Source organism: Pseudomonas guineae (assembly GCF_900113745.1).
Taxonomy (GTDB): Bacteria; Pseudomonadota; Gammaproteobacteria; order Pseudomonadales; family Pseudomonadaceae; genus Aquipseudomonas; species Aquipseudomonas guineae.
The window spans coordinates 135,088-161,714 of record NZ_FOQL01000001.1 but is presented as its reverse complement, the minus strand read 5'-3'; the positions used below and the strand labels follow the sequence as shown (position 1 = coordinate 161,714).

Below are 26,627 nucleotides of genomic sequence, written 5' to 3'. Positions count from 1 at the left end.
CTGCCTATGGTTGCTCTCGATTTTCTGCATATTTCCCTCGCCGATCAGCGCTTGTATGGCTTTGCCAGCGGGCAGTTGACGCTGCGCTATAACATTTCCACTGCGCGTAATGGCGCAGGTGAGCGCAATGGTTCCGGCTGCACACCAAGAGGCTTGCATCAGGTGCGAGCGAAGATTGGTGATGGCTTGCCCAACGCTGCCGTGTTGCGCGGTCGGCGCTGGACGGGCGAAGTCTGGTCACCTGAGTTGCATGCGCAATTCCCAAGTCGTGATTGGGTTCTCTCGCGCATTCTCTGGCTTAGCGGCTGCGAGTCTGGACGCAACCGTTTAGGCGATGTCGACACCTTTCGTCGCTATATCTACATACACGGTACGCCGGACAGCGAGCCCATGGGCGTTGCGTTGTCCCATGGCTGTGTGCGCATGCGCAACAGTGACTTGCTCGCGCTGTTTGCGCGTGTGCCTGCCCACTGCGCTGTTCAGATCGACGAGGCGGCATGCCCTGCTTGGGCGGACGCGCCTCTTACTTAAGGATGATTTGTGAGTTCACTCATGCACGGTTCATTAATGCTGGATATTGCTGGCACCTGGCTGACGGCTGAGGATCGTCAGCTTCTGCGTCAGCCGCAGGTGGCCGGATTGATTCTGTTTTCCCGCAATATTGAGGACCCGCGTCAGGTGCGCGAACTTTCTGCAGCCATTCGCGCGGTGCGTCCTGATTTGCTCCTAGCAGTGGATCAGGAGGGCGGTCGCGTGCAGCGCCTGCGTCAGGGCTTTGTACGTTTGCCGGCCATGCGTGCACTGGCCGAGAATGCCAATGCCGAGCACTTGGCCGTGCAGTGTGGCTGGGTGATGGCCATTGAAGTACTGGCCGCTGGACTGGACCTTAGCTTTGCCCCGGTGCTGGATTTGGATCATCAGCGCAGTGCAGTGGTTGGCAGCCGTGCTTTTGAAGGCGATGTGCATCGCGCAACTTTGCTGGCCGGTGCGTTTGTCCGCGGTATGAATGCTGCCGGTATGGCTGCCTGCGGTAAACATTTTCCGGGGCACGGCTGGGCTGAGGCGGATTCTCACGTGGCCATCCCGGTAGATGAGCGAAGCCTGGATGAAATACGTGCCAATGATCTGCTGCCGTTTCGTCAGTTGAGTCAGCAGTTGGCAGCGGTAATGCCTGCTCATGTTATCTATCCGCAGGTGGATGCCAGCCCCGCCGGGTTCTCGCGGCGCTGGTTGCAGGAAATCCTGCGCGGTGAGTTGGGTTTTGATGGGGTGATTTTCAGCGACGATCTTTCCATGGCGGGTGCCCATGTAGTCGGTGACGCGGCATGCCGTATCGAGGCGGCACTCTCGGCGGGCTGTGACATGGGCCTGGTGTGCAATGACCGCGCTGCTGCAGAGCTTGCCTTAGTGGCTTTGCAGCGGCTTAACGTTCAGCCACCCAAGGGCCTTGCGCGTATGCGGCGCCAGGCTTTCCCGGGTGTTGAGTATCGGCAAGACCCACGTTGGCTGGCCGCAGTTGGCAGCTTACGTGAAGCGCAATTAATCGACTGAGGAGTAATGGATGACGGTTTACGCGATTATCGGTGGCACCGGCCTGACCAAGTTGGACGGGCTGACCATCAAGGCCGCGCTGCATATTGATACGCCATATGGTGCGCCCTCTGCAGCGGTGCTGAGGGGCGACTATGCCGGGCGTGAAGTGTTGTTTCTGGCGCGTCACGGGCACCCGCATCGCATCCCACCGCATCAGGTAAATTACCGCGCCAACTTGTGGGCGTTACGTGAGGCGGGTGCTAAAGCTGTTATCGCCGTGAATGCGGTGGGCGGTATCCATTCGGCCATGGGCACCGGGCACTTTTGTTTGCCGCACCAGGTCATCGATTACAGCTACGGCCGTGAGCACACCTATTTCGAGGGTGAGCTGGAGCATGTCACCCATGTCGACTTCAGCCATCCTTATGATGCAGGGCTGCGCCACAAACTGAGCAGTGCGCTGACCGCCGAGCACTGTGCCTTCAGCAACCATGGTATTTATGGCTGCACTCAGGGTCCGCGTCTGGAAACCGTTGCCGAGATCGCGCGGATGGAGCGTGATGGCTGCGACATCGTCGGCATGACCGGGATGCCCGAAGCCGTCTTGTCCCGTGAATTGGCATTGCCTTATGCCTGCCTGGCGCTGGTGGTAAACCCGGCTGCTGGCAAGTCACGCGCCTTGATCACCATGGCGGAAATTGAGCGTGCGCTGGACGAGGGCATGGACACGGTAAAGGCTGTGTTGGCGCGGGTTCTGGCCAGCTGAGGCAGCGTGAGTGCAATAAAAAGGGTCGCTTAGAGCGACCTTTTTTGTGCCTGATATTTCTTAAAGTGGGCTGACGCGAATCAGCAGACCCACGCTGCCGCTATCGACAAAGGTCAGTTCGCCGTTTTTTAGGCGGCTGCTTTGCTTGATGCGCTCGCTATCGCTGAGGCTGCCGTTGGCATCGAACTGGTTGATCCAGACATCGCTCTCCAGTTCGATCAGGCGGCCTGCCTTGAGGCTTAGGGTGCCTTCCACAGGGTAATGGCCGAACTGTTGGTTGCCGGTGCTGATGGCGACTTGGCTGCTCGATTCGCCCAGGCGCTGTGACCAGGCTTGGTGCAGCAGTACTTGATAGCCACTGGCGGGTCTGAGCTTGCCGGCTTCGGTATTCAGCGCCGTGCTGCGGCTGTTGTTGCTGTCCACCGGCAGTGCGTTCTGTGCCCAGTTATCGGGCGGCAGCTGACCGGCAGAAATCGGTTCGCCGGCTTGACGGAACACGATCACTTCAACCTGATACAGGCTTTCAGCCACGGCCGCCGTGCTGCTGAGCAGACACAGCAGGGCCAGCGGCAGCAGAGCTAGAGTGCGGAGTGCGCGCATGAGGTCATTCCTTTAGGTGGAGGGAGCCAGGCGCTCAAACAGCGCTTCCAAGGTGTTGAATCGTTCTTCCGGGCGCTCCATTGGCACCTGAAATTTAAACAGCGTCGCGCCTTCGAACTTGTACCGGTTAGGTGCACCCTGGATCAGCTTGATCAGGGTCAGTGGGTCGACGCAGGTGTCGGCGGCGAACTCAATACGTCCGCCTTGCGGGCCGGCGTCGACCTTTTTGATCCCGAGCTTTTCTGCCTGCAATTTCAGCAGGGTGATGCGCACCAGGTTCTTACTCGGCTCAGGCAGCAGGCCGAAGCGGTCGATCATTTCCACTTGCAGGTCTTTTAGGCCTTCCTCGTCGCTGGCGTTGGCGATGCGTTTGTACATGATCAGGCGTGCGTGCACGTCTGGCAGGTAATCGTTGGGGATTAGCGCCGGCACCCGCAGGTTGATCTCCGGGCCGCCGCCGAGCGGTTGGTCGAGGTTGGGCTGCTCGCCTTTGCGGATCGACTTCACCGCGCGTTCGAGCATTTCCATGTACAGGGTGAAGCCGACTGCCTGAATCTGCCCGCTCTGGCCGTCGCCAAGCAACTCGCCGGCGCCACGGATTTCCAAGTCGTGGGTGGCGAGCAAAAAGCCAGCTCCCAAATCTTGGGCATTGGAGATGGCTTCGAGGCGCTTTTGCGCGTCGTCGGTCATTTGCTTGCGCGGCGGCGTCAGCAGGTAAGCGTAAGCCTGGTGATGGCTGCGGCCGACGCGGCCACGCAGCTGGTGCAGTTGGGCCAAGCCGAACTTGTCGGCGCGCTCGATGATGATGGTGTTGGCGCTCGGCACGTCGATGCCGGTTTCGATGATGGTCGAGGCAATTAGCACGTTGAAGCGCTTGTGATAGAAATCGCCCATCACCTGTTCCAGTTCGCGCTCGCGCATCTGCCCGTGACCAATACCAATGCGCGCTTCCGGTACCAGTTCGGCAAGGTCAGCAGCGCATTTCTCGATGGTTTTCACATCGTTGTGCAGGTAGTACACCTGGCCGCCGCGCAGCAATTCACGCAACAGCGCTTCCTTGATGGTCGGGTTGTTCTGTTCCATGACGAAGGTGCGTACCGACAGGCGGCGCGCCGGCGGTGTGGCGATGATCGACAAGTCGCGCATGCCGGCAACGGCCATATTCAGCGTGCGCGGAATCGGCGTGGCGGTTAGGGTGAGGATATCGACCTCACTGCGCAGGGTTTTCAGCTGTTCCTTCTGACGCACGCCGAAGCGGTGTTCTTCGTCGATGATCACCAAGCCCAGGTTGTTGAACTTGACGTCATCTTGTAGCAGCTTGTGGGTGCCGATGACGATGTCGACCTTACCTTCAGCCAGTTGCAGCATGGCCTCGCTGACTTCTTTGGCGCTTTTGAAGCGGCTCATCACCTCGACCTTTACCGGCCAGTCAGCGAAGCGGTCGCGGAAGCTGTTGTAGTGCTGCTGGGCGAGCAGAGTGGTAGGCACCAATACCGCCACTTGCTTACCGCCATGTACGGCAATAAAGGCAGCGCGCATCGCCACTTCGGTTTTGCCGAAACCAACATCGCCGCACACCAAACGGTCCATCGGTTTGGCCGAGAGCATGTCGCTGTAGACGGCTTCGATAGCCGTTTGTTGATCCGGGGTTTCCTCGAACGGAAAGCCGGCGCTGAAGGTGCTGTAGTCGGCCTTTGGGTCAGCAAAGGCATAGCCCTCGCGCGCGGCGCGGCGAGCATAGACGTCTAGCAGTTCGGCGGCGACATCACGCACCTGTTCGGCGGCTTTACGTTTGGCTTTTTGCCAGATTTCCGAGCCGAGTCGGTGCAGCGGAGCCAGTGCATCATCGCTGCCGGTGTAACGCGCGATCAGGTGCAGGCTGGCCACGGGTACATACAGCTTGGCTTCTTCGGCGTACATCAGGGCGAGAAACTCGGCGGCCTGGCCGTCGAACTCCATGGTCACCAGGCCTAAATAACGGCCCACACCATGATCGATGTGCACCACTGGCGCGCCTTCACGCAGCTCGGTAAGGTTCTTGATGGCGTTGTCGCCACCGTCGCGGGATTTTTCTCGGCGCCGGCGTTGCATGACGCGTTGGCCGAATAGCGGGCTTTCTGCCACCAGCGCCAGATCTTCAAGCAGCAGGCCGTCATTCAACGGTGCGATGCAGATGCCCAAGCGCTTTTTGCTGGCAGTGAAGGCCGGCCAGCTGTCGAACTCACTTGGCTTGAGCTTGAGGCGGGCGAGCAGTTCCAGCAGCACTTCACGGCGGCCGGCGGATTCTGCGCAAAACAACACGCGCCCCGGATGTTCCTCGATAAAGCGCCGCAGCGCGGCCAGGGGGTCGCCGGCCTTGGCTTGAATCGCCAAATCCGGCAGCGGTTTGGCGTCCAAGCGGGTGCGGCCGACGCCCGTGTCGATGTCGTCTTGGCTGACGACGACGCGTGGCCAGTTCTTCAGGCGGGCGAAGCAGTCCTCCACCGGCAGGAAAATATCGGCGGGCGGCAGCAGTGGGCGTTCTGGGTCGACGCGACGGTCTTCATAGCGGCTGCGCGCATCCACCCAGAACTGCTCAGCTGCTTTCTCGATGCCGGGCAGGGAAAATACCTGGGTATCAGCGGGCAGGTAGTCGAACAGTGTGGCGGTTTCTTCGAAGAACAGCGGCAGGTAGTACTCGATACCGGCGGGCGTAATACCGGTGCTGAGATCCTGATAAATCGGACAGCGGCGGAAGTCCACGTCAAAGCGCTCGCGAAAGCGTCCGCGAAAGTCAGTGACGGCTTTCTTTTCCAGCGGAAATTCGCGGGCCGGCAGCAGCTTGATCGACTCGACTTTGTCGATGGAGCGCTGGGTCTCTGGGTCGAAGGTGCGCAGGGTTTCGATTTCGTCATCGAACAGGTCGATGCGATACGGCTGGCTGCTGCCCATTGGGAACAGGTCGATCAGAGCGCCGCGCACGGCGAACTCGCCATGTTCATAGACCGTGTCAACGCAGCGATAGCCGGCGGCTTCAAAGTTGCTGCGCATCTGGTTGACGTCGAGTTGCTGGCCGACCTGCATGACCAGGCTGCTGCCAAGCAAGAAACGCTTGGGCGCCAAACGGTGTAGGGCGGTGGTAATCGGCACTACCAAGACACCGTGTTTCAGCTCAGGCAGGCGATACAGAGCGGCGATACGCTGGGAAATGATGTCCTGGTGCGGCGAAAATAGATCGTAGGGCAGGGTTTCCCAATCTGGGAAATGCAGCACCGGCAATTCCGGGGCAAAGAAACTCAGCTCCTCCTGCAGGCGCTCGGCACTCTGGCTGTCTGCGGTCAGCAACAGGGTGAAACGTTTAGCATTGCTGGCGGCTTCGGCAATCGCCAAGCTCAGCGCGGCACCGGGCAGGTTGCCCCAGTGTTGTTTTCCGGCAGTAGCCGGCAGGGACGGTAGGCGAAGTACGGACGCAGTCGGCACAGGCACAGGCGGCTCACGGTCAAATCACAAGGTTGCCGATTGTAACGGGCGTTTGTGTGCGGTGTCAGTTACGACAGTCGTGCATTGCTCATGCGCGCTTGGCTCGTCATAATGTAGCCCCTTTTTTCAGCCCCTACATGTGGAAGGTACTGCCCGTGACTCAGAAGCCCGACCAGTGTCTCGGTGAGTGGATCGATCGAGAAGCCCTTGCGGAAGCGATGATTCCGATGATTGGCCAACTCTACCGTAACAACAACGTGGTCACCTCGATCTACGGCCGTGGTTTGATCAACCGTTCGGTGATCGACATTCTCAAAGCCCACCGCTTCGCGCGTCACCGTCTGGCTGATGGTAGCGAGCTGTCGGTGCACGAGACCTTCCCGATTCTTAAGGCCATGAGCGAGCTGAAGTTGGGCGCCGCTTCTGTAGACTTGGGCAAAATGATCAGCAAGTTCAAAGCTGACGGAAAAGGTCGCAGCATCGAGCAATTCGTCAAAGATGAATTGGTTGAAGTGGTTGGCCAACAGAACGGCGAAGCCCGCGAAGGCACCGACGTGGTTCTGTACGGTTTCGGCCGTATTGGTCGTCTGCTGGCGCGCATCTTGATCGAGAAAACCGGTGGCGGTGATGGCCTGCGTCTGCGCGCCATTGTTGTGCGCAAAGGTGCGACCAATGACCTGTCCAAGCGTGCCAGCCTGCTGCGCCGCGATTCGGTGCATGGCCCGTTCGACGGCACCATCACGATCGATGAGGCCAACAGTACCATCACCGCTAATGGCAACCTGATTCAGGTTATCTACGCCAAAGACCCGAAAGAAGTCGATTACACCCAGTACGGCATCAAGAACGCACTGCTGGTGGATAACACCGGTGTATGGCGAGATGCTGAGGGCTTGGGGCAGCACCTGGCATGCCCAGGTATTGACCGCGTTGTGCTGACCGCGCCTGGTAAGGGTGCGCTGAAGAATATCGTGCACGGCGTTAACCATGGCGAGATCACTGCGGATGACCAAATCATCTCGGCGGCGTCCTGCACCACCAACGCCATCGTGCCGATTCTCAAAGCTATCAACGACCAGTACGGCATTGCCAACGGTCACGTTGAGACTGTGCATTCGTACACCAACGATCAGAATCTGATCGACAACTTCCACAAGGGCGATCGCCGTGGTCGTTCGGCGCCGCTGAACATGGTGATCAGCGAAACCGGTGCAGCAACTGCTGCGGCCAAGGCGCTGCCGGTGTTGAAAGGCAAGCTGACCGGTAACGCTATTCGCGTGCCGACGCCTAACGTGTCGATGGCTATTCTCAACCTCAACCTTGATAAAGCCACCAGCCGTGATGAAGTCAACGAGTACCTGCGCCAGATGGCCATGCACTCGGATCTGCAAAAGCAGATCGACTTCGTGCAGTCGCAGGAAGTGGTGTCCACTGACTTCGTTGGTTCGCGCCACGCCGGTGTGGTCGATGCCGAAGCCACTATCTGTAACGACAACCGAGTGATCCTGTACGTCTGGTACGACAACGAGTTCGGTTACAGCTGCCAGGTGGTGCGTGTGATGGAAGACATGGCCGGGGTTAACCCACCAGCCTTCCCGCGCTAAGCGCAGGTTAGCAATAAAAAACGGGAGCTTCGGCTCCCGTTTCTTATTCTGCAGTTCTAAAGGCTCAGAGCGCTGGTATGTCTTTGTTAATCAGCCAGTAGGTCGCTGCGCAGCTTATCTGACAGGCCGTCAGGGGCTAGCCAGATGCCCAGGTAGGCCTTGGCCACTTCTGGATCCTGGCTGGTATATGCGACCTTGCCATTCACCTCTAGGGTCAGGCCGCTGCCTGTCTTAGCGTTCAGGGCGTAGCGGTCGCCTGGGCGAATATCGCGAAAGGTGGCGTGCAGGGCATTGATCTCCGGGCGTAGGCGCGCAAGCGTGGCAGCGTCGTACTGGCGGTCGAGCGTGACCCAGGCCGCCTTGATCACGTCTTGACTGTCGATCTTGCGAAAGTAGTAAAGCTCTAGGCGCTGTGTGAGTGATTTGGCCGCCGCTTGGCTGGCGCTGATCTGGTTCGGTGCATAGAAAGCAGCGGCGTAAACATCAACCCATAAATAAGTAAGTACGCTCTGGTTTTTGCGCTCAAGGGTGTTTTGGCCAAATGCATGGGTGGGCGCGAAGTTGGCCTCTTGCAGGCGTTCGCGGCTATTGGCGAGTGACTCACCGCTTAGTAGCAGCAAGAAGATGAGAACCAGTGGCAGACGCATAGTTGGACTCCGGTTGGACGATTGTTGTTATGTCGCCTGCTGGTAATTTGCGTCAAGCCGCGATCTGTTGCCTTCTGTTACGTTAAACAGGATAAAAGCAAGCGCTTGGGTGGTCAGTGGCCGAGGGTGCGACTTATAATCGGCCAGATTTTTTCTCGCGACCGACATCTTGCACTGCGCCTACCTATTTTGGCGTGACGCCGTATTTTTCTGCGGTGATGTCGTCCGTATTCTAAAAGGCTTATAAATCAGTGGTTAGGCAAACCTATGATCAAGATTAAAAATGGGCTTGATTTGCCCATAACTGGCGTGCCGGCGCAGCGCATTGAGGCTGCAAGGCCTGTGCGTAGCGTCGCAGTCATAGGCTTCGATTATCACGGCATGAAACCTTCGATGGAGGTTCAGGTCGGTGATCGGGTCAAACTTGGCCAGGTGCTGTTCTCGGACAAGAAGTCGCCAGGCGTGCAGTACACTGCGCCAGCGGCAGGCGTGATCAGCGCCATCCATCGTGGCGAGAAGCGTGTGCTGCAGTCCGTGGTAATCGATGTTGAAGGCGACGAGCAGGTTACCTTTGATCAGGTAGCCGTAAACCAGCTGGCGACTGTCGGCGACGCGAAAGTGCGTGAGATCCTGCTGCAATCAGGCCTGTGGACCGCACTGCGGGCACGTCCGTTCAGCAAGGTGCCGGCGGCAGATGCGCAGCCGAGCTCTATTTTTGTCACCGCCATTGACACACACCCGCTGGCAGCCGATCCGGCTGTGGTGATTGTCGAATACGCTGCCGACTTTGAGAACGGTCTGCAGGTACTGAGCAATCTGGCCAAAGTGTTCCTTTGTAAGGCTGAAGGCACATCGCTGCCCGGCGAGCAGTTGAGTAAGGTGCAAACCCAAGGCTTTGCTGGCCCGCACCCGGCAGGCTTGCCGGGTACGCATATCCACTTCCTTGATCCGGTTAACGCGAGTAAGAGCGTTTGGTCGATCAACTATCAGGACGTGATTGCCATCGGCAAATTGTTCACCACCGGCCAGCTGTGGACTGAGCGCGTTGTGGCGCTGGCCGGCCCTGTGGTCGAGCAGCCGCGTCTGGTGCGCACCCGTCTGGGCGCAAGCCTCAGTGAGCTGACTGCCGGCGAGCTGCAGCCTGGTTCCAACCGGGTTATTTCGGGTTCGGTGCTGGGTGGCCGTACTGCGCAGGGCGCTTTTGCCTTCCTCGGTCGCTACCACCTGCAGGTGTCCTGCCTGGCTGAGGGTAATGACCGCGAAATGATGCATTACCTGCGTGCCGGGGTGAATAAACACTCGGTGCTGAACATCTTCGTTTCCAAGCTAATGGCAGCGAAGACGTTCGCGTTCTCTACCACCACCAATGGCAGCCCGCGTGCCATGGTGCCGGTCGGTAACTACGAAGCAGTGATGCCACTGGATATCCTGCCGACTCAACTGTTGCGCTACCTGATCGTTGGTGACACCGAGATGGCTCAAAAACTGGGCTGTCTGGAGCTCGACGAAGAAGACCTGGCGCTGTGCACCTATGTGTGTGCCGGCAAATACGAATACGGCCCGATCTTGCGCGACAATCTCGCGCGTATCGAAAAGGAGGGTTAAGTCATGGGTATCCGTGCATTCCTCGATAAAATCGAGCACAACTTTGAAAAAGGCGGCAAGTACGAGGGCTGGTATGCCTTGTATGAAGCCATCGATACCTTCTTTTACCGCCCCGGCAGCGTAACCAAGACCACCGCTCACGTGCGCGATGGCATCGACCTCAAGCGCATGATGATCACCGTCTGGGTGTGCACCTTCCCGGCGATGTTCTTTGGCATGTGGAACACCGGCTACCAGGCCAACCTGATCTTCTCTAACAGCCCAGAGTTGCTGGCTGCCCAAGAAGGTTGGCGTTTCGCCCTGATTGGCTCGCTGGCGGGTTTTGACCCCAATAGCCTGTGGGACAACTTTATCCAGGGTGCTGCCTACTTCCTCCCTGTTTACGCCGTAACCTTTATTGTCGGCGGCTTCTGGGAAGTACTGTTTGCCTCGATCCGCAAGCACGAAGTCAACGAAGGCTTCTTCGTGACCTCGGTATTGTTCGCCCTGATTCTGCCGCCAAGCATCCCGCTGTGGCAGGTTGCGCTGGGCATCAGCTTCGGCGTGGTGATCGGTAAGGAAGTATTTGGCGGTACCGGCAAGAACTTCCTCAACCCGGCACTGACCGGCCGTGCCTTTTTGTTTTTCGCCTACCCGGCGCAGTTATCCGGTGATGCGGTGTGGACGGCTGTTGATGGCTATGCCGGCGCTACGTCGCTAAGCCTGGCAGCGGCTGGTGGTGTGGAAAACATCATGAGCAACGGCATCACTTGGATGAATGCTTTTGTTGGCACTATCCAAGGTTCTATGGGCGAAACCAGCACACTGGCGATTCTAATCGGCGGCGGCGTACTGTTGATCACCAAAATCGCTTCGTGGCGCATCGTTTCTGGCGTGCTGCTGGGCATGATCGGTTTCAGTCTGCTGTTGAACGTGCTGGGCTCAGACACCAATCCGATGTTTGCCATGCCGTGGTATTGGCACTTGGTGGTCGGTGGGTTCGCTTTTGGTATGTTCTTTATGGCCACCGACCCGGTGTCCTCGTCCATGACGAATACCGGTAAGTGGATTTTCGGTGCCCTGATCGGTGTGATGGTGGTGATGATCCGCGTGGTCAACCCAGCCTTCCCAGAAGGCATGATGCTGGCGATTCTCTTCGCCAACTTGTTCGCACCGCTGATCGACCACTTTGTCGTTCAAGCCAATATCAAGCGGAGGCTGGCACGTAATGTCTAGTCAAAAAGAATCCACCGTCCGCACCTTGGTGGTGGCCCTGTTGGTATGCCTGGTGTGCTCGGTATTCGTCGCTGGTGCAGCCATTGCGCTGAAGCCAACTCAGGTAGAAAACCGTCAGCTGGACAAGCAACGCAGCATTCTTGCTATTGCCGGGTTGGGCCAGCCGAACATGACCGGTGCGCAAGTCAAAGCCATGTTCAGCGGCACCATTACCGCCAAGCTGGTTGATCTTGAAACGGGCACGTTCTCCGATGCCAAGGATCCGATGACCTTTGATCCGTTGAAGGCGGCGAAAGATCCGAAGCTGTCTAGCGCCCTTAGTAGCGACGATGATATTGCCTCGATCAAGCGTCTTGAGCGTTACACCACGGTTTATGTGGTGGAGAAAGATGGCCAGATGGACACCTTGATCATGCCGGTACGAGGCTACGGCCTGTGGTCCACCCTGTATGGTTTTATCGCTATCAAGGGTGACCTGAATACGGTTGCCGGTATGGGCTTCTATCAGCACGCCGAGACCCCGGGTTTGGGTGGGGAAGTGGATAACCCCAAGTGGAAAGACCAGTGGGTGGGTAAAACCCTGTTCGACGATAATGGCAAGCTGGCTGTCGCTGTGGTCAAGGGCGGCGTCGATCCAAAAAGTCCTAAGGCCGAGCACCAAGTTGATGCTTTGGCGGGGGCTACGTTGACCAGTAAAGGCGTCGATAACCTGCTGAATTTCTGGCTAGGTCAGAACGGTTTTGGTCCGTTTATCGCTAACCTGCGCGCAGGGGAGGCTTAATCATGTCGCAGCCGACTATTAAAGAAGTCCTGCTTAACCCTATCTTCAATAACAACCCGATTGGCTTGCAGATTCTCGGGATTTGCTCCGCCCTGGCAGTGACCTCGAACCTGAAAACAGCGCTGGTAATGTCGATCGCGCTGACGTTGGTAACCGGGTTTTCCAACCTGTTTATCTCGATGATTCGCAGCCAGATCCCGAGCTCCATCCGCATGATCGTGCAGATGGTGATCATCGCCTCACTGGTGATCGTGGTGGATCAGGTGCTCAAAGCGTATGCCTTCAGTCTGTCCAAGCAGCTGTCGGTGTTCGTCGGACTGATCATCACCAACTGTATTGTGATGGGCCGTGCCGAAGCCTTTGCCATGCAGAACCCACCGGTGCTGTCGTTCTTTGACGGTATCGGTAACGGTCTTGGCTACAGTGCGTTTCTGGTAGCGCTGGGCATCATTCGTGAGCTGTTCGGTGCCGGCAAACTGATGGGTTACGAGATCATCCCGGTGGTCAACGACGGTGGCTGGTACCAGCCTAACGGTATGCTGTTGCTGCCGCCTTCGGCGTTCTTCCTGATCGGCCTATTCATCTGGGCTATCCGCAGCTGGAAAAAAGATCAGCTTGAGAAGCCGAGCTTCAAGATGGCCTCGCAAGTGTCGAACAAGGAGGCCTACTAATGGAGCATTACCTCAGCTTGCTGGCTAAAGCGGTGTTCGTTGAGAACATGGCCTTGGCCTTCTTCCTCGGTATGTGCACCTTTATTGCCATCTCGAAGAAAGTCGAGACGGCGATTGGCCTGGGTATCGCGGTTATCGTGGTGCAGGTCATCACCGTGCCGGCGAACAACCTGATCTACACCTACCTGCTGAAAGACGGTGCGCTGGCCTGGGCTGGGCTGCCAGAAGTAGACCTGAGCTTCCTCGGCTTGCTTAGCTATATTGGTGTGATCGCGGCCATCGTGCAGATCCTCGAGATGCTTTTGGATAAGTACGTACCGAGCCTGTACAACGCCCTCGGCGTGTTCTTGCCACTGATTACGGTGAACTGCGCCATTATGGGCGGCACTCTGTTCATGGTTGAGCGGGACTACAACCTGGCGGAAAGTACCGTGTATGGCTTTGGCTCCGGCCTGTCCTGGGCGCTGGCAATTGCTGCGCTGGCAGGTATCCGCGAGAAGCTCAAGTACAGCGACGTACCAGCGGGTTTGCAGGGGCTGGGCATCACCTTTATCACCATCGGTCTGATGTCTCTGGGCTTCATGTCCTTCTCCGGCGTGCAGTTGTAAGGAAGGGGTGAATAGATGATCAATTTAGAAATTTTCATCGCCATCGGCATGTTCACCGGCATCGTGCTGGCGTTGGTGCTGGTTATTCTTGCGGCGCGCGCCAAACTGGTTTCCAGTGGTGACGTAAGCATCGAGATTAACGGCGAAAAAACCATTGTGGTGCCAGCCGGCGGCAAGTTGCTGCAGACGTTAGCTGCCAACAATATTTTCCTCTCCTCGGCCTGTGGTGGCGGCGGTACCTGCGCCCAATGCAAGTGCGTGGTCGAGCACGGCGGTGGCGAAATGCTGCCGACCGAAGAGGCGGCCTTCACCCGTCGCGAAGCCAAGGCTGGCTGGCGTTTGTCCTGCCAGACCCCGGTCAAGCAGGATATGAAGATTGAAGTGCCGGAAGAAGTCTTCGGCGTGAAGAAGTGGGAGTGCACGGTGGAGTCAAATCCCAACGTGGCCACCTTCATCAAAGAGTTGACTTTGAAACTGCCGGAAGGCGAGAACGTTGACTTCCGCGCTGGCGGTTATGTTCAGCTCGAGTGCCCGCCGCACGAAGTGCATTACAAAGACTTCGACATTCAGCCGGAATATCGCGGCGACTGGGACAAGTTCAACCAGTGGAAGTACGTATCCAAGGTCGAAGAGACCGTGATCCGTGCCTACTCCATGGCCAACTACCCGGAAGAAGTGGGTCTTGTGAAGTTCAATATCCGTATTGCTTCGCCGCCACCGGGTAAGGATGGCCTGCCGCCAGGCCAGATGAGTTCTTGGGTATTCAGCCTCAAACCGGGTGACAAGGTCACGGTATACGGTCCATTCGGTGAGTTTTTCGCCAAGGAAAGCGATGCTGAGATGGTGTTTATTGGTGGTGGTGCGGGTATGGCGCCGATGCGTTCGCACATCTTTGACCAGCTCAAGCGTTTGAAGTCGACACGCAAGATCAGCTTCTGGTACGGCGCACGCTCCATGCGTGAGGCCTTCTACAACGAAGAGTACGACCAGCTGCAGGCTGAGAACCCGAACTTCAAGTGGCACTTGGCGTTGTCTGATCCGCAACCCGAAGACAATTGGACGGGCCTCAAAGGCTTTATCCATAACGTGCTGTTTGAGAACTACCTGAAGGACCATAAGGCGCCTGAGGAATGCGAGTTTTACATGTGCGGTCCGCCCATGATGAACGCGGCAGTGATCAAGATGCTGGTTGATCTGGGTGTGGAGGAGGAGAACATCCTGCTCGACGACTTCGGCGGCTAAGCGTGAGCCCAGTGCTACTCAAGCCCGTTATTGCAGCCAGCTTGCTGGCCGCTCTAACGGGCTGTTGGTTTTCAGAGCGGGTAGAAGAGTTCGGCGGGCCGACTATGGGCAGCACGTACTCGATCAAATACGTGCGTAACCAGATCGCGCCAAGCCCGGATCTACTCAAGCGTGAGACCGACGCTATCCTGGCTGAGATCGACAAACAGATGTCGACCTACCGTGATGATTCCTTTATTGAACAGTTCAATCAGGCGCCGGCTGGTAGCTGCCTGAGCATGCCAGTTCCGGTGCTGGAATTGGTTGAGGAAGGGCGCGTGCTTAATGCGCAAAGCCAGGGCGCTTTCGACCTGACCCTTGAGCCATTGCTCAACCTGTGGGGCTTTGGTCCTAAGGCGCGAGCGGAGAAGGTCCCCACGCCCGAGCAGCTCTCAGCTGCACGTGAACGTATTGGTATGCAGCATGTACGGCGTGTCGGTGAGCAACTGTGCAAGGACGTCGATGTTCAGGTGGATTTCAACAGCATTGCCGCGGGCTATGCGGTAGATCGGGTGGTGCAGCGTCTTACGGCGTTAGGGGTCAGCAGCTATTTGGTTGAAATAACCGGAGAACTAAAGGCCGCGGGTAGAAAGCCCGATGGCCAGCACTGGCGCATTGGGCTGGAGGCGCCGCAAGAGGGCGAACGTATTGCTCAGCGCGTACTCGCCCTCGATGGTTACGGGGTTTCCACTTCCGGTGATTACCGCAATTACTTCGAAGAGAATGGTCGACGTTACTCGCATACCCTCGACCCGCTGACCGGTGCACCTATTACACACACCTTAGCGGCCGTCACAGTGGTAGATAAATCGACCTTACGCGCCGATGGCTTGTCTACTGTACTCATGGTGATGGGCACTGAGCGCGGCCTGGTATTTGCTGAGCGCATGGGCATTGCCGCGTTTTTCGTGACCCGCGAAGGCAGCGCCTTCGTCACACAGGGTACGCAGGCTTTTGAGCAGCTATTTGCTGCAGGAGACGAGCAATGACATTTTTAGTGGTGTTTCTGGTCATGGTGCTGGTAGTTGGCATGATGGCTGTAGGCGTGATCATGGGCCGTAAGCCCATCGCCGGCTCTTGCGGGGGTATCGCCAACCTGGGGATCGAGAAAGAATGTTCGATCTGTGGTGGTAGTCGCGAGAAGTGCGAAGAGATCAACAGTGATTCGCCAGCCGATGCTGACGCGCTGGCCTACGACGCGACAAAGCGCTAATCGCTCTGCGGCCGGCCAAGGGCTCGGTTCGCAGTTGATGTATTGATTGTCAGGCTGTGTGTAACACGGTGCTGGCCCTGCCGAGAGCACGGTACAAGTGCTCCGGTATGATCTGAAGGAGTAAACATGGCGGTCTACAACTACGACGTAGTGGTACTGGGTTCCGGCCCTGCGGGTGAAGGCGCGGCAATGAACGCGGCCAAGGCCGGGCGCAAGGTGGCCGTGGTTGATAGCCGCCGTGAAGTCGGCGGTAACTGCACGCACCTCGGTACTATCCCGTCTAAAGCGCTGCGCCACTCGGTGCGGCAGATCATGCAGTTCAACACCAACCCAATTTTCCGCCAGATCGGTGAGCCGCGCTGGTTCTCCTTTCCTGATGTACTGAAAAGCGCCGAGCGGGTGATCGCTAAGCAGGTGACGTCGCGCACCGGTTTTTACGCACGTAACCGCATCGACTTGTTTTTTGGCACCGGCAGCTTTGCCGATGAGCACACCATCGAAGTGGTTTGCTCAAACGGCGTGGTCGAGAAGCTGGTGGCTAAGCAGATTGTTATCGCCACTGGTTCGCGGCCTTACCGTCCGGTGGACGTAGACTTCCAGCATCCACGTGTCTACGACAGCGACACTATTCTCAGTCTGGGGCACACGCCACGGCGGATCATCATTTACGGCGCCGGGGTGATCGGCTCTGAATACGCTTCGATCTTCAGTGGCCTGGGCGTGTTGGTCGACCTGATCGACAACCGTGATCAGTTGCTGAGTTTCCTTGATGCGGAAATCTCTGATGCGCTGAGTTATCACCTGCGCAATAACAATGTACTGATCCGCCATAACGAAGAGTACGAGCGTGTCGAAGGGGTAGAAAATGGCGTAATTCTGCACCTTAAATCCGGCAAGAAGATCAAGGCCGATGCTTTTCTCTGGTGCAATGGCCGTACCGGTAACACCGATCAACTGGGCTTGGAAAATATCGGTATCAAGGTGAACAGTCGTGGTCAGGTTGAAGTCGACCAGGCCTACTGCACACCGGTGCCGAGCGTTTACGCCGCGGGTGATGTAATTGGCTGGCCAAGCTTGGCCAGTGCCGCCGCCGACCAAGGCCGCTCGGCTGCTGGCAGCATCGTCGACAATGGCAGCTGGCGCTTCGTTAATGATGTTCCAACGGGCATTTACACCATTCCGGAGATCAGCTCGATCGGTAAGACTGAGCGCGAACTGACCCAGGCCAAGATTCCTTACGAAGTCGGTAAGGCGTTCTTTAAGGGTATGGCGAGGGCGCAGATTTCTCAAGAACCGGTGGGCATGCTGAAAATTCTGTTCCATCGCGAAACCCTGGAAGTGCTGGGTGTGCACTGCTTCGGTTACCAGGCCTCGGAGATTGTGCATATCGGCCAGGCGATCATGAACCAGAAGGGCGAGGCGAACAGCATCAAGTACTTCGTCAACACCACGTTCAACTACCCGACCATGGCCGAAGCCTACCGGGTAGCCGCTTTCGACGGCCTCAATCGGCTTTTTTGAGCGGCTCCGGCCGGTGGCCTGAGCCGGTCGGGGAGAACCCGTTCAGTGACTCCTGCGACTGGCGTTGGCCCAATCGCGAAAGTTTCTGATTAGGCTTAATAAAAAACCGGCCCAAGTGGCCGGTTTTTTATACGTGATGTTGGGCTGAGGTGCTCAACCCAACGTCTGCACGGCGACCCCGGGGAAGTCGGTGATGATGCTGTCCACCCCGAAATCGGCCAGACGACGCATCAGTGCTGGCTCGTTGACTGTCCATACAGAGACATGCAGCCCGGCTTTTTGTGCTTTTAGCAAGCGCTCCGGTGTACACAGCGTCCAGTTCAAAGCCAGCAAATGGCAGCCGTAATGCTTGGCGACTTTCAGTGGGTCAAGCCAGGCGTATTCGGCGACCAGGCCACGTTGCAAATGCGGCGTCAGGCGTTGCAGGGCGCCGAGTACTTCGCGTGAGCTGGACGTCACAGTGATTTTTTCAGTCAGTTTGTAGCGTTCGGCTAACTCGGCAATGGCCTCAACCATGCGCGCAGCACGGACCTTAGAGGCGCTTTTGACTTCCAGCTGCCAGTGTTCGAAGTCGCAGTGTTGGAACAGCTCCTCTAGGCGTGGAATGGGGCAGGGCGACACGGCCTCAGGCCCGCCTTTGCGCGCGTCATAACCCACCAGTTCAGCGGCGTCATGTTCGACCACCTTGCCGCGGCGACCGGTGGTGCGCTTGAGCGTGGGGTCATGAATCACCATCAGCTCACCATCGCGCGATAGATGCAGGTCCAGCTCACAGCGGCGCACGCCATGCTTGAGGCATTGCTGGAAGCTGGCCAGGGTATTTTCTGGCACCTCGCCTTTGGCGCCGCGATGTCCGTAGATGACTGTCACTGTTACTCCTTGATGAGCTTGGCTGCGCCGGACTGATGGTGGCGCACGCTGTTGATTACATGGGTGTGCTCGAAGTAGACGCTGAACTCACGGTAATCCCAGCGGGTGATGGGTGGGTTGCCGACGCTGGGGTGTTCCTCATCTGCGAGGCCAAAGCGCTCCAGCACGGCGCGCTGTGATTCGCCGAGCTGTGGCAGCAGTAAATTACCGGAACCTTGCTGGCCCACGGGGATTTGCAGGGTTTCGGCGAATACAGTGCAAGGCATTAGCAGGGCGAGAAGCAAATACAAGCGTGACATGGGAGGCTCGCTATCAGGATTGCAGGGGCTGTTCACGGGCCTGGCGGCGCTCCAGGGCCTGGCGTTGGAGGATGTGCCGGGCAAGCAGCTGGCGCTGGGCGTCGGTTAGGGCTTCGAACTCTGCACCGATTTCGAATTGCTGTGACGGCAATGCTTGGCAATGCACCACCTTCGCTCTTAACAGTAGGCCAAGGGCCTGAGGCATCAGCACCATTTTCAGTGCCAAGTGCGAGTCGACGGCAACGGCCTGGTGATTATTGAAGCTGACGCCGCCTTCAGACAGGCTGACCCGGCGTGGTGAGCCAATGTCACGCAGCAGGCTTTGCGCCACTGCCTGGCCGAGCAGGTCAATGCGTTTGTTCATGACCTTGAGGTAATTAGCCAGCGTGCGGTCGCGTTCAGTAATGTGCCGCAGTAAATGCTGCGACTCGAAGTCCATCAGGTGCAAGTCGCTGAGCAGGTTGAACAACGGCGAGTTGTCGTGAAGTTCGTCACTGGCTAGGGCTTCTGGGCCTGAGAGCAGGGTGAATTCCAGTGCGATCGTATCGTCGATACGATAGTATTCGCGGCGATCATCTTCATCTTGAGTCGGCATAGCGAACCCATGGCAGCAGTAGTGGTCAGAGTGTAAGGCTGCTTGCCAAGCCCCGCCACAAGCACGTTTCTTTTCCCCTCGAATCAGCCCCGACATGTTCAGACCTTTATTTGTATTTATTGGTACGCGCTACACGCGGGCCAAGCGTCGTAATCACTTCGTATCTTTTATTTCATTGACCTCAATGATCGGGCTGGCACTGGGTGTGCTGGTGATGATTCTGGTGCTGTCAGTGATGAATGGCTTTGACCATGAGATGCGCACCCGTGTGCTCGGCATGGTGCCGCACGCCACCGTCGAGAGTGCCACGCCGATCAGCGATTGGCGCCGCTTGGCTGAGCAGGCGCAAAGTAATCCGCAGGTGCTGGCTGTGGCGCCGTTCAGCCAGATGCAGGGCCTGCTGACTAACGATGGCAAGGTACAGAAAGTGTTGATTAACGCGGTCGATCCGCTTGAGGAAGCCAAGGTCTCGATCATCGATAATTTTTTCCAGCAGGGCCGACTAGACGCCTTGGAGCCGGGTGAGTTCGGCATGGTGCTGGGTGATAAAGCCGCCGCTAAGCTTGGCGTCGGTATGGGTGACAAAGTTACCTTCGTCGCCCCAGAAGTGACGGTGACGCCGGCTGGCATGTTCCCGCGGCTCAAGCGCTTTACCGTGGTTGGCATCTTCCATGTAGGTGCGGGTGAGATCGATGGCCATTTAGCCCTGACCCATGTCCAGGATCTGGCGCGTTTACAGCGTTGGCAGCCTGATCAGGTGCAGGGTATTCGCCTGAAATTTGCCGATTTGTTCGAGGCCCCGCGCACTGCATGGGCGCTGGCGCAAACCCTTGGCGAGGGTGATTACTATGCCCGCGACTGGACCCGTACCCACGGCAATCTGTACCAGGCGATTCGCATGGAGAAGGCCATGATCGGTCTGCTATTGCTGCTGATCGTGGCCGTGGCTGCGTTCAACATCATTTCTACTCTGGTCATGGTGGTCACCGATAAAAAAGATGATATCGCTATTCTGCGCACCCTGGGTGCGACACCTGGGCAGATCATGGCGATCTTTATGGTCCAGGGTACGGTGATCGGCGTATTCGGCACAGCCATTGGCGCTGTGTTGGGTTGCCTTGCTGCGCTGAATATCAGCCGCGCGATTGCCGCGCTGGAGGGGCTGCTGGGGATCAAGTTCCTCAATGCCGATGTGTATTTCATCGATTACCTGCCCTCGCAGTTGATGCTGGCAGACGTGCTGCTGGTATGCGGTGCGGCGCTGGTTCTAAGTTTCTTCGCCACCCTTTATCCAGCCTGGCGCGCGGCACGTACCCAGCCCGCGGAGGCTCTGCGTTATGAGTGATCAGGTTATGCAAGATCGTGCAGTGTTGAGTTGTCGCAACCTCGGTAAAAGCTATGACGAGGGTCCACAGTCGGTGGTGGTGCTGGAAGGCTTACAGCTGGAGTTGCACCCTGGCGAGCGGGTGGCGATTGTCGGCAGTTCCGGTTCGGGCAAGAGCACCTTGCTCAATATGCTTGGCGGCCTCGATACGCCGAGCACTGGCAGTGTCTGGCTGGCCGGCGAAGAGCTGTCAGCGCTGAATGAAAAGCAGCGTGGCCTGCTGCGTAATCGCGCATTGGGTTTTGTTTATCAGTTTCACCATCTGCTGCCGGAATTCACCGCGCTAGAAAACGTCTGCATGCCACTGCTGATTGGCCGCACGCCCATCAGCGAAGCGCGTCAGCGTGCCACCGCGCTGCTGGAGCGGGTGGGCCTCGGTCATCGTTTGGCGCACAAACCGTCGGAGTTGTCTGGTGGTGAGCGTCAGCGGGTGGCAATTGCCCGTGCCCTGGTCAATCAACCAGGGCTAGTGTTGCTCGATGAGCCCACTGGCAACCTTGATCATCACACCGCGCAGGGTATTCAAGACCTGATGAAGGAGCTGAGCAGCTCGTCGCAGACCGCCTTCCTGGTGGTGACCCACGACATGGAATTGGCTCAGCAGATGGACCGCATCTTGCGTCTGGAAGACGGCAAGCTGGTGGCTGCCTGATGTTTCGTCCGCTGAGTATTTTTATCGGTATCCGCTATACCGGAGCCAAGCGGCGCAACCACTTTATTTCCTTTATCTCGATGACCTCGATGATCGGCCTTGCTCTCGGCGTGCTGGCGATGATTGTGGTGCTGTCGGTGATGAACGGTTTTCAAAAGGAAATGAGCACGCGCATCCTCGGCATGGTGCCGCACGCGAGCATTGCCGGTACTAAGCCGCTGGATGACTGGCAGGTGGTGGCGACTGCGGCTAAGCAGAACCCGCAGGTGCAAGCGGCGGTGCCGTTTGCCGAGTTGGAAGGCATGCTCTCGGTACGCGGAGCGATGCAGCCTATACAGCTACACGGCATTGATCCGGTCCTGGAGCCGCAAGTCTCGATCATCGATAAGCATATGCAACAAGGCCGCCTAACCGATCTGCGCGAGGGGGAGTTTGGTGTAGTGCTCGGCGAGATCACTGCGCGGCGCTTCCAGCTGCGCGTTGGCGATAAGCTGGCGCTGATCGTGCCGGAACTGAGCAGCGTGCCGGGCGGTATCAGCCCGCGCATGCAGCGCCTCAATGTGGTGGGTATTTTCAAAGTTGGCGCCGAACTGGACAGTTCGCTGGCGCTGATTCATGTTGCCGATGCCGCGCATATCCAGCGCATGCAGCCGGGCCAGGTGCAGAGTGTGCGTTTGAAGCTACAGGATCTGTATCAGGCGCCGCAGGTGGCTGCGCAGATTGTCAGTGGGCTGGGTACTGGTTACACCTCCAGCGATTGGACCCTGACCCAGGGCAGTCTGTTCAGCGCGATGAAAATGGAAAAAACCATGATCGGCCTGTTGCTGCTGCTGATCGTCGCAGTAGCGGCCTTCAATATTATTGCCACGTTGATCATGGTGGTGGCGGACAAGGGCGCGGACATCGCTATTCTGCGCACCCTGGGCGCAACGCCTGTGCAGATCATGGGTATCTTTATGGTTCAGGGCACGGTTATCGGTGTGATCGGTACGGTGATCGGTGCGGTGCTGGGGGTGCTCACTGCGCTGAATGTCAGCCAGTTGGTGGGCTGGGTCGAACGCTTGAGCGGCCAGCAGGTGATTAGTTCGGACGTTTACTTCATCAGTAACTTGCCATCGGAGTTGCTGCTCTCAGATGTGCTGCTGATCTGCGGGGCGGCGTTTACCCTGAGCTTCCTGGCGACTGTCTACCCATCCTGGCGGGCAGCGCAGATTCAGCCGGCCGATGCATTGCGTTACGAATAAGCTAGGCTGGCAGAAACAAAAAAGCCGTTACTCAGTAACGGCTTTTTTGTTTCAGTGTTGCGCGTCGGGTTGCTGGCGTTTTTCTTGGCGTTTGCGCCAGTTATGCTGCACCCACCAGCGCCAGTAAGCATTGGTGCCGAAATAGCCGATCAGGCCGAGCACCAAGCCAATCACCAACGAGCCCAGGTAAAGCGGCTGCCAGTGAGTTTGCAGGACATGGCCGACCCAGCTGATGGTGATGTGATCCGGCATTTGCAGGGTCGGTGTGTTCATCAGCCAAGCACCAAATTTATAGCTGCAGTAGAACACCGGAGGCATGGTGATCGGGTTGGTCAGCCAGACCAGGCCAATCGAGATCGGCAGGTTGCCCCGGGAAAGTATAGCCACGGCCGCAGCAGCCAACATTTGCATGGGCATGGGGATCATCGCCCAGAACAGACCGATGGCCATCGCGCGCGAAACAGAGTGGCGGTTGAGGTGCCAGAGGTTGGGGTCATGAATTAGGCTGCCCAGAAAGCGCAGGGATTTATTGTCCTTGATGCGGTCTGGGTGGGGCATGTAGCGCTTGAATAAACGACGCGGCATGAAGGCTCTCTGGCAGGTAAAAGCGCCGCACATTATGCACCCATTGATCACCGCCTGCTTTCACACTTTGTGACAGCAAATAAGCAAAAGTTGATCGACAGATTAAATGTTCCATCCGACTCAAGGAGCGAGTCCATGCGCACAGGAATATTAGCGTTGGTGGCCGGGCTGCTGACGCTGCGCTTTCTTCCAGCCTTGCCGCCGCTCTGGCTGCTGGCGCTTTTGCCGGTCGCGGGCTTGATGCTGTTGCCGTATCGCAGTTATCCCATCGCCTTATTTCTATTCGGTTTTACCTGGTCCTGCGTATCGGCGCAGTGGGCACTGGATGATCGCCTGGCGCCGTCTTTGGACGGGCGCACGCTATGGTTGCAAGGGCGTGTGGTCGGCCTGCCTGAGGTCGGTGAAGGGGTGGTGCGCTTCGAGTTGCAGCGGGCGGTTTCACGTCGCGGGGTATTGCCCGATCGTTTGCGCCTGTCGTGGTATGACGGACCTGCGCTTCAGGCGGGTGAAACCTGGCGCTTAGCGGTTCGCCTCAAACGCCCGCATGGCTTGGTCAACCCGCAAGCGTTTGATTATGAGGCTTGGCTGTTGGCGCAGCACATAGGCGCCACAGGTACGGTGAAGACCGGTGAGCTGGTTTATCCCTCCAGTGGCTCCGGTGCCTGGCGTGATCGCTTGCGTCAGCATCTGTTGGCAACCCCTGCACATGGCCGCGCAGGTGCTTTGACTGCTTTGGTGCTGGGTGATGGCTCTGGGCTTTCGACGGCAGACTGGCAGGTGTTGCAGGCGACCGGTACGGTGCATCTGATGGTGATCTCTGGTCAGCATATCGGCCTGCTGGCGACGCTGTTGTATGGCCTCGTTGCGGGGTTGGCGCGCCTGGGGTTGTGGCCGCGTCGCTGGCCCTGGCTGCCCTGCGCTTGTGTGTCGGCTTTTAGCGGTGCGCTGGCTTACGGCCTGTTAGCAGGGTTTGAGGTGCCGGTACAGCGCGCCTGTGTGATGGTCGGACTGGTGCTGTTATGGCGCTGGCGCTTTCGTCACCTGGGGGTGGGTTTGCCTGTGTTGCTGGCATTGCTTGCGGTGTTGCTGTTAGAGCCGCTGGCCAGCTTGCAGCCTGGGTTCTGGTTGTCCTTTGGCGCAGTGCTGTTGTTAATCCTGATCTTTAGCGGCCGCCTGGGTGTCTGGCCTTGGTGGGGCACGCTGCTGCGTGCGCAGTGGGCCATGGCCATTGGTTTACTGCCGTTATTGCTGGCGCTGGGTTTGCCGGTGAGCGCCAGCGGGCCGTTGGCTAACTTGGTCGCCGTGCCTGTAGTAGGCCTTCTGGTCGTGCCGCTGGCTTTGCTCGGAACGCTATTGTTGCCCTTGCCTGGGGTGGGTGCCGTGCTGCTCGGGGTCGCGGGGTGGCTGCTGAATTTGTTGTTTGTATTACTCACACAGCTGGCTTTGTGGCTGCCTGCCTGGTTGCCCAGTGCATTGCCTTTTTCGACTTGGCTGTTGGTGGCGTTGGGTGCGTTAGTACTGTTATTACCGGCCGCTCTGCCAGTGCGCAGCCTAGGCGTGTTAATGCTGTTGCCGTTGCTGTTCACTGCGCAGCCGCGGCCTGAATATGGCCGGGCCGAGGTATGGATGCTGGATGTCGGCCAGGGGTTGGCAGTGCTGGTACGTACCGAGGGCCGCGACCTGTTGTATGACGCTGGTCCGCGTTTTGGCGAGTTCGACACGGGTGAGCGGGTGGTGTTGCCCTCTTTACGCGCGTTGGATGTACGTGGGATTGATCTGTTATTGCTCAGCCATGCCGATAACGATCATGCCGGCGGCGCTGGAGCAATTACGCGCGGCCTGCCGGTCGGGCGCGTGCTCAGCGGTGAGCCCGATAAACTGGCGCGCTCACTGTCAGCTGAAGTGTGCAGTCGTAAGGATTGGCAGTGGGATGGCGTGCACTTCAGCACTTGGCAATGGGCGGGCGCAACCGATGGCAATCAGGCGTCCTGCGTGCTGCGCATCGAGGCCAATGGCGAACGCTTATGGCTGACCGGCGATATTGACAGCGAGGCCGAACGTGCCCTCTTAGACAGTGATCTGGCGATGCCGGCACAGTGGCTGCTGGCCCCTCACCATGGCAGCCGCAGCTCTTCGTCTGCAGCATTGCTGGCGGAGGTTAAACCGGCCGCAGTGTTGATCTCCCGCGGCGCACACAACGCCTTTGGTCATCCCCATGCTGAGGTGCTCGCCCGCTACCGGGCGCTGGATGCACGTGTGCACGACACAGTTTTGCACGGGGCGGTGCGGATTCGACTGGGTGCATTTGAGCCCGCGCAGGGTTTGCGAGAGCACGCACGTTTTTGGCGGGAAAAATGAGAACGGCGACGGTCGGCGAGGCCGCGGCCCTATGCTAGAGTGGCGCCACTTTTGAGAAGGGGATCTGCCACCGTGTGGGAACTGGTTAAAGCTGGCGGCTGGATGATGCTGCCGATCATTCTTTGTTCTATCGCTGCGGCCGGCATTATTGCCGAGCGCCTGTGGACGCTGCGTCCGAGCCGCATCACCCCACCCAATCTACTTGGGCAGGTGTGGAAGTGGATCAAAGAGAAAAAACTCAACAACCAGAAGCTCAAAGAGCTGCGGGCTAATTCCCCGCTGGGGCAGATCCTCGCTGCTGGGCTGGCCAACTCCAAGCATGGTCGCGAGATCATGAAAGAGTGCATTCAAGAAGCCGCTGCTCGGGTGATTCACGACCTGGAGCGCTACCTCAATGCCCTAGGCACCATCGCCGGTATCGCGCCGCTACTGGGCTTGCTCGGCACTGTGCTGGGCATGATTGAGATCTTCAGCTCGTTTATGGGCTCGGGTATGGCCAATGCAGCATTGCTTGCTGGCGGTATTTCCACGGCGCTGATTACCACGGCCGCGGGTCTTATGGTGGCGATTCCGGCCCTGTTCTTCCACCGCTACCTGCAGCGCCGGATCGATGAGCTGGTGGTTGGCATGGAGCAGGAAGCGATTCGTCTGGTGGAAGTGGTACAGGGCGACCGCGATGTTGATATGGGCGAGGGCAAGGCGTGAAGTTCCGGCGTAAACCGCGGGAAAACGTTGAGATCAACCTGGCCTCCTTGATCGACGTGGTATTTATCCTGCTGCTGTTCTTTGTGGTGACCACGACTTTTACTCGGGAAACCCAGCTCAAGGTCGATCTACCAGAAGCCGTCACTGGTACGCCGCCAGAACAGACCGAGCTGAAGCAGCTGGAAATCCTGATTGCCGCCGATGGTAGCTATTCGCTGAATGCCAAGCAGTTGCTGAAAAGCGACTTGCCAAGCTTGATGGCGGCGCTGCAGAAAGAATCGGAGGGTGATAACAGCTTGCCGCTGATCATCAGCGCCGATGCTACGACCCAGCATCAGGCGGTTATTACTGCCATGGATGCCGCCGGCAAGCTAGGTTTTGCCCATCTGCGTATGACCACTATTGAGGCGCAAGCCGCGCCCTGAGGCTTG

At 58.0% G+C, this 26,627-nt stretch carries 26 protein-coding genes; 19 read left to right on the top strand and 7 right to left on the bottom strand.

What is annotated here, in order from left to right; translation table 11 throughout:
* Positions 1–6: 6 nt before the first annotated feature.
* The 3 genes from BMZ32_RS00860 to BMZ32_RS00850 are packed head-to-tail and all read left to right on the top strand — an operon-like array spanning position 7 to position 2,299.
* Positions 7–531, top strand: coding sequence for a L,D-transpeptidase (locus BMZ32_RS00860; RefSeq protein ID WP_090238234.1), 525 nt, complete (start codon positions 7–9; stop codon positions 529–531).
* Between the two features lie 21 nt (positions 532–552).
* A complete protein-coding gene (gene nagZ, locus BMZ32_RS00855) occupies positions 553–1,551 on the top strand; it encodes a beta-N-acetylhexosaminidase (protein ID WP_167376730.1) in 999 nt (332 codons plus the stop codon).
* 10 nt (positions 1,552–1,561) lie between these two features.
* Positions 1,562–2,299, top strand: coding sequence for an S-methyl-5'-thioinosine phosphorylase (locus BMZ32_RS00850; RefSeq protein ID WP_090238228.1), 738 nt, complete (start codon positions 1,562–1,564; stop codon positions 2,297–2,299).
* A 60-nt stretch (positions 2,300–2,359) separates the two neighbouring features.
* Here BMZ32_RS00850 and BMZ32_RS00845 read toward each other — a convergent pair whose 3' ends face one another.
* Positions 2,360–2,899, bottom strand: coding sequence for a CsiV family protein (locus tag BMZ32_RS00845; protein ID WP_090238225.1), 540 nt, complete (start codon positions 2,897–2,899; stop codon positions 2,360–2,362).
* A gap of 12 nt (positions 2,900–2,911) precedes the next feature.
* Positions 2,912–6,358 carry a transcription-repair coupling factor gene (gene mfd / locus BMZ32_RS00840; RefSeq protein WP_090241470.1) on the bottom strand — a complete coding sequence of 1,149 codons (3,447 nt, stop codon included), beginning with the start codon at positions 6,356–6,358 and terminating at the stop codon, positions 2,912–2,914.
* A gap of 137 nt (positions 6,359–6,495) precedes the next feature.
* On the opposite strand from mfd, the gene BMZ32_RS00835 reads away from it, so the two are divergent.
* Entirely contained in the window at positions 6,496–7,962 is a 1,467-nt protein-coding gene (locus BMZ32_RS00835) for a glyceraldehyde-3-phosphate dehydrogenase (RefSeq protein ID WP_090238222.1), read from the top strand.
* Positions 7,963–8,048: 86 nt separating this feature from the next.
* On the opposite strand, the gene BMZ32_RS00830 is transcribed toward BMZ32_RS00835, so the two are convergent.
* Entirely contained in the window at positions 8,049–8,609 is a 561-nt protein-coding gene (locus BMZ32_RS00830; protein WP_090238218.1) for a chalcone isomerase family protein, read from the bottom strand.
* Between the two features lie 267 nt (positions 8,610–8,876).
* On the opposite strand from BMZ32_RS00830, the gene BMZ32_RS00825 reads away from it, so the two are divergent.
* From BMZ32_RS00825 to sthA, 9 genes are all read left to right on the top strand, one after another.
* The gene (locus tag BMZ32_RS00825) at positions 8,877–10,214 is read left to right on the top strand and encodes a Na(+)-translocating NADH-quinone reductase subunit A (RefSeq protein ID WP_090238214.1); all 1,338 of its coding nucleotides are present in this window, start codon (positions 8,877–8,879) and stop codon (positions 10,212–10,214) included.
* Positions 10,215–10,217: 3 nt separating this feature from the next.
* Positions 10,218–11,429 (top strand): NADH:ubiquinone reductase (Na(+)-transporting) subunit B, encoded by a 1,212-nt coding sequence (locus tag BMZ32_RS00820; RefSeq protein ID WP_090238211.1) that lies wholly within the window; start codon positions 10,218–10,220, stop codon positions 11,427–11,429.
* Positions 11,422–12,210 (top strand): Na(+)-translocating NADH-quinone reductase subunit C, encoded by a 789-nt coding sequence (locus tag BMZ32_RS00815; RefSeq protein ID WP_090238204.1) that lies wholly within the window; start codon positions 11,422–11,424, stop codon positions 12,208–12,210. The genes BMZ32_RS00820 and BMZ32_RS00815 overlap by 8 nt, the downstream gene beginning before the upstream one ends.
* A 2-nt stretch (positions 12,211–12,212) precedes the next feature.
* Positions 12,213–12,881 (top strand): NADH:ubiquinone reductase (Na(+)-transporting) subunit D, encoded by a 669-nt coding sequence (locus tag BMZ32_RS00810; RefSeq protein ID WP_090238201.1) that lies wholly within the window; start codon positions 12,213–12,215, stop codon positions 12,879–12,881.
* A complete protein-coding gene (gene nqrE, locus BMZ32_RS00805) occupies positions 12,881–13,489 on the top strand; it encodes an NADH:ubiquinone reductase (Na(+)-transporting) subunit E (protein WP_090238197.1) in 609 nt (202 codons plus the stop codon). Before BMZ32_RS00810 ends, nqrE begins: the two co-directional genes overlap by 1 nt.
* Before the next feature lie 15 nt (positions 13,490–13,504).
* Positions 13,505–14,731, top strand: coding sequence for an NADH:ubiquinone reductase (Na(+)-transporting) subunit F (nqrF, locus tag BMZ32_RS00800; RefSeq protein ID WP_090238194.1), 1,227 nt, complete (start codon positions 13,505–13,507; stop codon positions 14,729–14,731).
* Positions 14,732–14,835: 104 nt separating this feature from the next.
* The gene (locus BMZ32_RS00795) at positions 14,836–15,759 is read left to right on the top strand and encodes an FAD:protein FMN transferase (protein ID WP_090241468.1); all 924 of its coding nucleotides are present in this window, start codon (positions 14,836–14,838) and stop codon (positions 15,757–15,759) included.
* Positions 15,756–15,983 carry a (Na+)-NQR maturation NqrM gene (gene nqrM, locus BMZ32_RS00790; protein ID WP_090238192.1) on the top strand — a complete coding sequence of 76 codons (228 nt, stop codon included), beginning with the start codon at positions 15,756–15,758 and terminating at the stop codon, positions 15,981–15,983. The genes BMZ32_RS00795 and nqrM overlap by 4 nt, the downstream gene beginning before the upstream one ends.
* A 126-nt stretch (positions 15,984–16,109) precedes the next feature.
* Positions 16,110–17,504: a Si-specific NAD(P)(+) transhydrogenase gene (gene sthA / locus BMZ32_RS00785; RefSeq protein WP_090238189.1), complete on the top strand. Its 1,395-nt coding sequence runs from the start codon at positions 16,110–16,112 to the stop codon at positions 17,502–17,504.
* Positions 17,505–17,657: 153 nt separating this feature from the next.
* Here the strand turns inward: sthA and BMZ32_RS00780 are convergent, their stop codons facing one another.
* Genes BMZ32_RS00780 through BMZ32_RS00770 form a run of 3 tightly spaced genes read right to left on the bottom strand, consistent with a single transcriptional unit; the run spans position 17,658 to position 19,268 of the window.
* Complete coding sequence (locus tag BMZ32_RS00780; protein WP_090238186.1) at positions 17,658–18,374, bottom strand: glycerophosphodiester phosphodiesterase; 717 nt, start codon at positions 18,372–18,374, stop codon at positions 17,658–17,660.
* Positions 18,375–18,376: 2 nt separating this feature from the next.
* Positions 18,377–18,673: a phosphodiesterase gene (locus BMZ32_RS00775; protein WP_090238183.1), complete on the bottom strand. Its 297-nt coding sequence runs from the start codon at positions 18,671–18,673 to the stop codon at positions 18,377–18,379.
* 13 nt (positions 18,674–18,686) lie between these two features.
* Positions 18,687–19,268, bottom strand: coding sequence for a PilZ domain-containing protein (locus BMZ32_RS00770; protein ID WP_090238179.1), 582 nt, complete (start codon positions 19,266–19,268; stop codon positions 18,687–18,689).
* A 94-nt stretch (positions 19,269–19,362) separates the two neighbouring features.
* On the opposite strand from BMZ32_RS00770, the gene BMZ32_RS00765 reads away from it, so the two are divergent.
* The 3 genes from BMZ32_RS00765 to BMZ32_RS00755 are packed head-to-tail and all read left to right on the top strand — an operon-like array spanning position 19,363 to position 22,548.
* Positions 19,363–20,613, top strand: coding sequence for a lipoprotein-releasing ABC transporter permease subunit (locus BMZ32_RS00765; RefSeq protein ID WP_090238176.1), 1,251 nt, complete (start codon positions 19,363–19,365; stop codon positions 20,611–20,613).
* Positions 20,614–20,620: 7 nt separating this feature from the next.
* On the top strand, positions 20,621–21,304 hold the full coding sequence (gene lolD, locus BMZ32_RS00760) for a lipoprotein-releasing ABC transporter ATP-binding protein LolD (protein ID WP_167376729.1): 684 nt from the start codon (positions 20,621–20,623) through the stop codon (positions 21,302–21,304).
* Entirely contained in the window at positions 21,304–22,548 is a 1,245-nt protein-coding gene (locus tag BMZ32_RS00755; protein ID WP_090238170.1) for a lipoprotein-releasing ABC transporter permease subunit, read from the top strand. The genes lolD and BMZ32_RS00755 overlap by 1 nt, the downstream gene beginning before the upstream one ends.
* A 51-nt stretch (positions 22,549–22,599) precedes the next feature.
* On the opposite strand, the gene BMZ32_RS00750 is transcribed toward BMZ32_RS00755, so the two are convergent.
* Entirely contained in the window at positions 22,600–23,133 is a 534-nt protein-coding gene (locus tag BMZ32_RS00750; RefSeq protein ID WP_090238166.1) for a DUF2062 domain-containing protein, read from the bottom strand.
* 135 nt (positions 23,134–23,268) lie between these two features.
* Here BMZ32_RS00750 and BMZ32_RS00745 point away from each other — a divergent pair, with 135 nt between their 5' ends.
* From BMZ32_RS00745 to BMZ32_RS00735, 3 genes are all read left to right on the top strand, one after another.
* On the top strand, positions 23,269–25,491 hold the full coding sequence (locus BMZ32_RS00745; protein WP_208598668.1) for a DNA internalization-related competence protein ComEC/Rec2: 2,223 nt from the start codon (positions 23,269–23,271) through the stop codon (positions 25,489–25,491).
* Between the two features lie 72 nt (positions 25,492–25,563).
* Positions 25,564–26,196 (top strand): MotA/TolQ/ExbB proton channel family protein, encoded by a 633-nt coding sequence (locus BMZ32_RS00740; RefSeq protein ID WP_090238163.1) that lies wholly within the window; start codon positions 25,564–25,566, stop codon positions 26,194–26,196.
* Positions 26,193–26,621, top strand: coding sequence for an ExbD/TolR family protein (locus BMZ32_RS00735; RefSeq protein ID WP_090238160.1), 429 nt, complete (start codon positions 26,193–26,195; stop codon positions 26,619–26,621). Before BMZ32_RS00740 ends, BMZ32_RS00735 begins: the two co-directional genes overlap by 4 nt.
* Positions 26,622–26,627 lie beyond the last annotated feature (6 nt).

Excerpts from the sequence above, each read along its gene's own strand:
- lolD (WP_167376729.1), top strand. The coding sequence starts at position 20,621 with ATGCAAGATCGTGCAGTGTTGAGTTGTCGCAACCTCGGTAAAAGCTAT.
- BMZ32_RS00860 (WP_090238234.1), top strand. The coding sequence starts at position 7 with ATGGTTGCTCTCGATTTTCTGCATATTTCCCTCGCCGATCAGCGCTTG.
- BMZ32_RS00810 (WP_090238201.1), top strand. The coding sequence starts at position 12,213 with ATGTCGCAGCCGACTATTAAAGAAGTCCTGCTTAACCCTATCTTCAAT.
- nqrM (WP_090238192.1), top strand. The coding sequence starts at position 15,756 with ATGACATTTTTAGTGGTGTTTCTGGTCATGGTGCTGGTAGTTGGCATG.
- BMZ32_RS00795 (WP_090241468.1), top strand. The coding sequence starts at position 14,836 with ATGGGCAGCACGTACTCGATCAAATACGTGCGTAACCAGATCGCGCCA.
- BMZ32_RS00850 (WP_090238228.1), top strand. The coding sequence starts at position 1,562 with ATGACGGTTTACGCGATTATCGGTGGCACCGGCCTGACCAAGTTGGAC.
- BMZ32_RS00830 (WP_090238218.1), bottom strand. The coding sequence starts at position 8,609 with ATGCGTCTGCCACTGGTTCTCATCTTCTTGCTGCTACTAAGCGGTGAG.
- BMZ32_RS00825 (WP_090238214.1), top strand. The coding sequence starts at position 8,877 with ATGATCAAGATTAAAAATGGGCTTGATTTGCCCATAACTGGCGTGCCG.
- BMZ32_RS00765 (WP_090238176.1), top strand. The coding sequence starts at position 19,363 with ATGTTCAGACCTTTATTTGTATTTATTGGTACGCGCTACACGCGGGCC.
- sthA (WP_090238189.1), top strand. The coding sequence starts at position 16,110 with ATGGCGGTCTACAACTACGACGTAGTGGTACTGGGTTCCGGCCCTGCG.
- nqrE (WP_090238197.1), top strand. The coding sequence starts at position 12,881 with ATGGAGCATTACCTCAGCTTGCTGGCTAAAGCGGTGTTCGTTGAGAAC.
- BMZ32_RS00775 (WP_090238183.1), bottom strand. The coding sequence starts at position 18,673 with ATGTCACGCTTGTATTTGCTTCTCGCCCTGCTAATGCCTTGCACTGTA.
- BMZ32_RS00755 (WP_090238170.1), top strand. The coding sequence starts at position 21,304 with ATGTTTCGTCCGCTGAGTATTTTTATCGGTATCCGCTATACCGGAGCC.
- BMZ32_RS00745 (WP_208598668.1), top strand. The coding sequence starts at position 23,269 with ATGCGCACAGGAATATTAGCGTTGGTGGCCGGGCTGCTGACGCTGCGC.
- nagZ (WP_167376730.1), top strand. The coding sequence starts at position 553 with ATGCACGGTTCATTAATGCTGGATATTGCTGGCACCTGGCTGACGGCT.
- BMZ32_RS00820 (WP_090238211.1), top strand. The coding sequence starts at position 10,218 with ATGGGTATCCGTGCATTCCTCGATAAAATCGAGCACAACTTTGAAAAA.
- BMZ32_RS00845 (WP_090238225.1), bottom strand. The coding sequence starts at position 2,899 with ATGCGCGCACTCCGCACTCTAGCTCTGCTGCCGCTGGCCCTGCTGTGT.
- BMZ32_RS00835 (WP_090238222.1), top strand. The coding sequence starts at position 6,496 with ATGTGGAAGGTACTGCCCGTGACTCAGAAGCCCGACCAGTGTCTCGGT.
- BMZ32_RS00750 (WP_090238166.1), bottom strand. The coding sequence starts at position 23,133 with ATGCCGCGTCGTTTATTCAAGCGCTACATGCCCCACCCAGACCGCATC.
- BMZ32_RS00815 (WP_090238204.1), top strand. The coding sequence starts at position 11,422 with ATGTCTAGTCAAAAAGAATCCACCGTCCGCACCTTGGTGGTGGCCCTG.
- BMZ32_RS00770 (WP_090238179.1), bottom strand. The coding sequence starts at position 19,268 with ATGCCGACTCAAGATGAAGATGATCGCCGCGAATACTATCGTATCGAC.
- nqrF (WP_090238194.1), top strand. The coding sequence starts at position 13,505 with ATGATCAATTTAGAAATTTTCATCGCCATCGGCATGTTCACCGGCATC.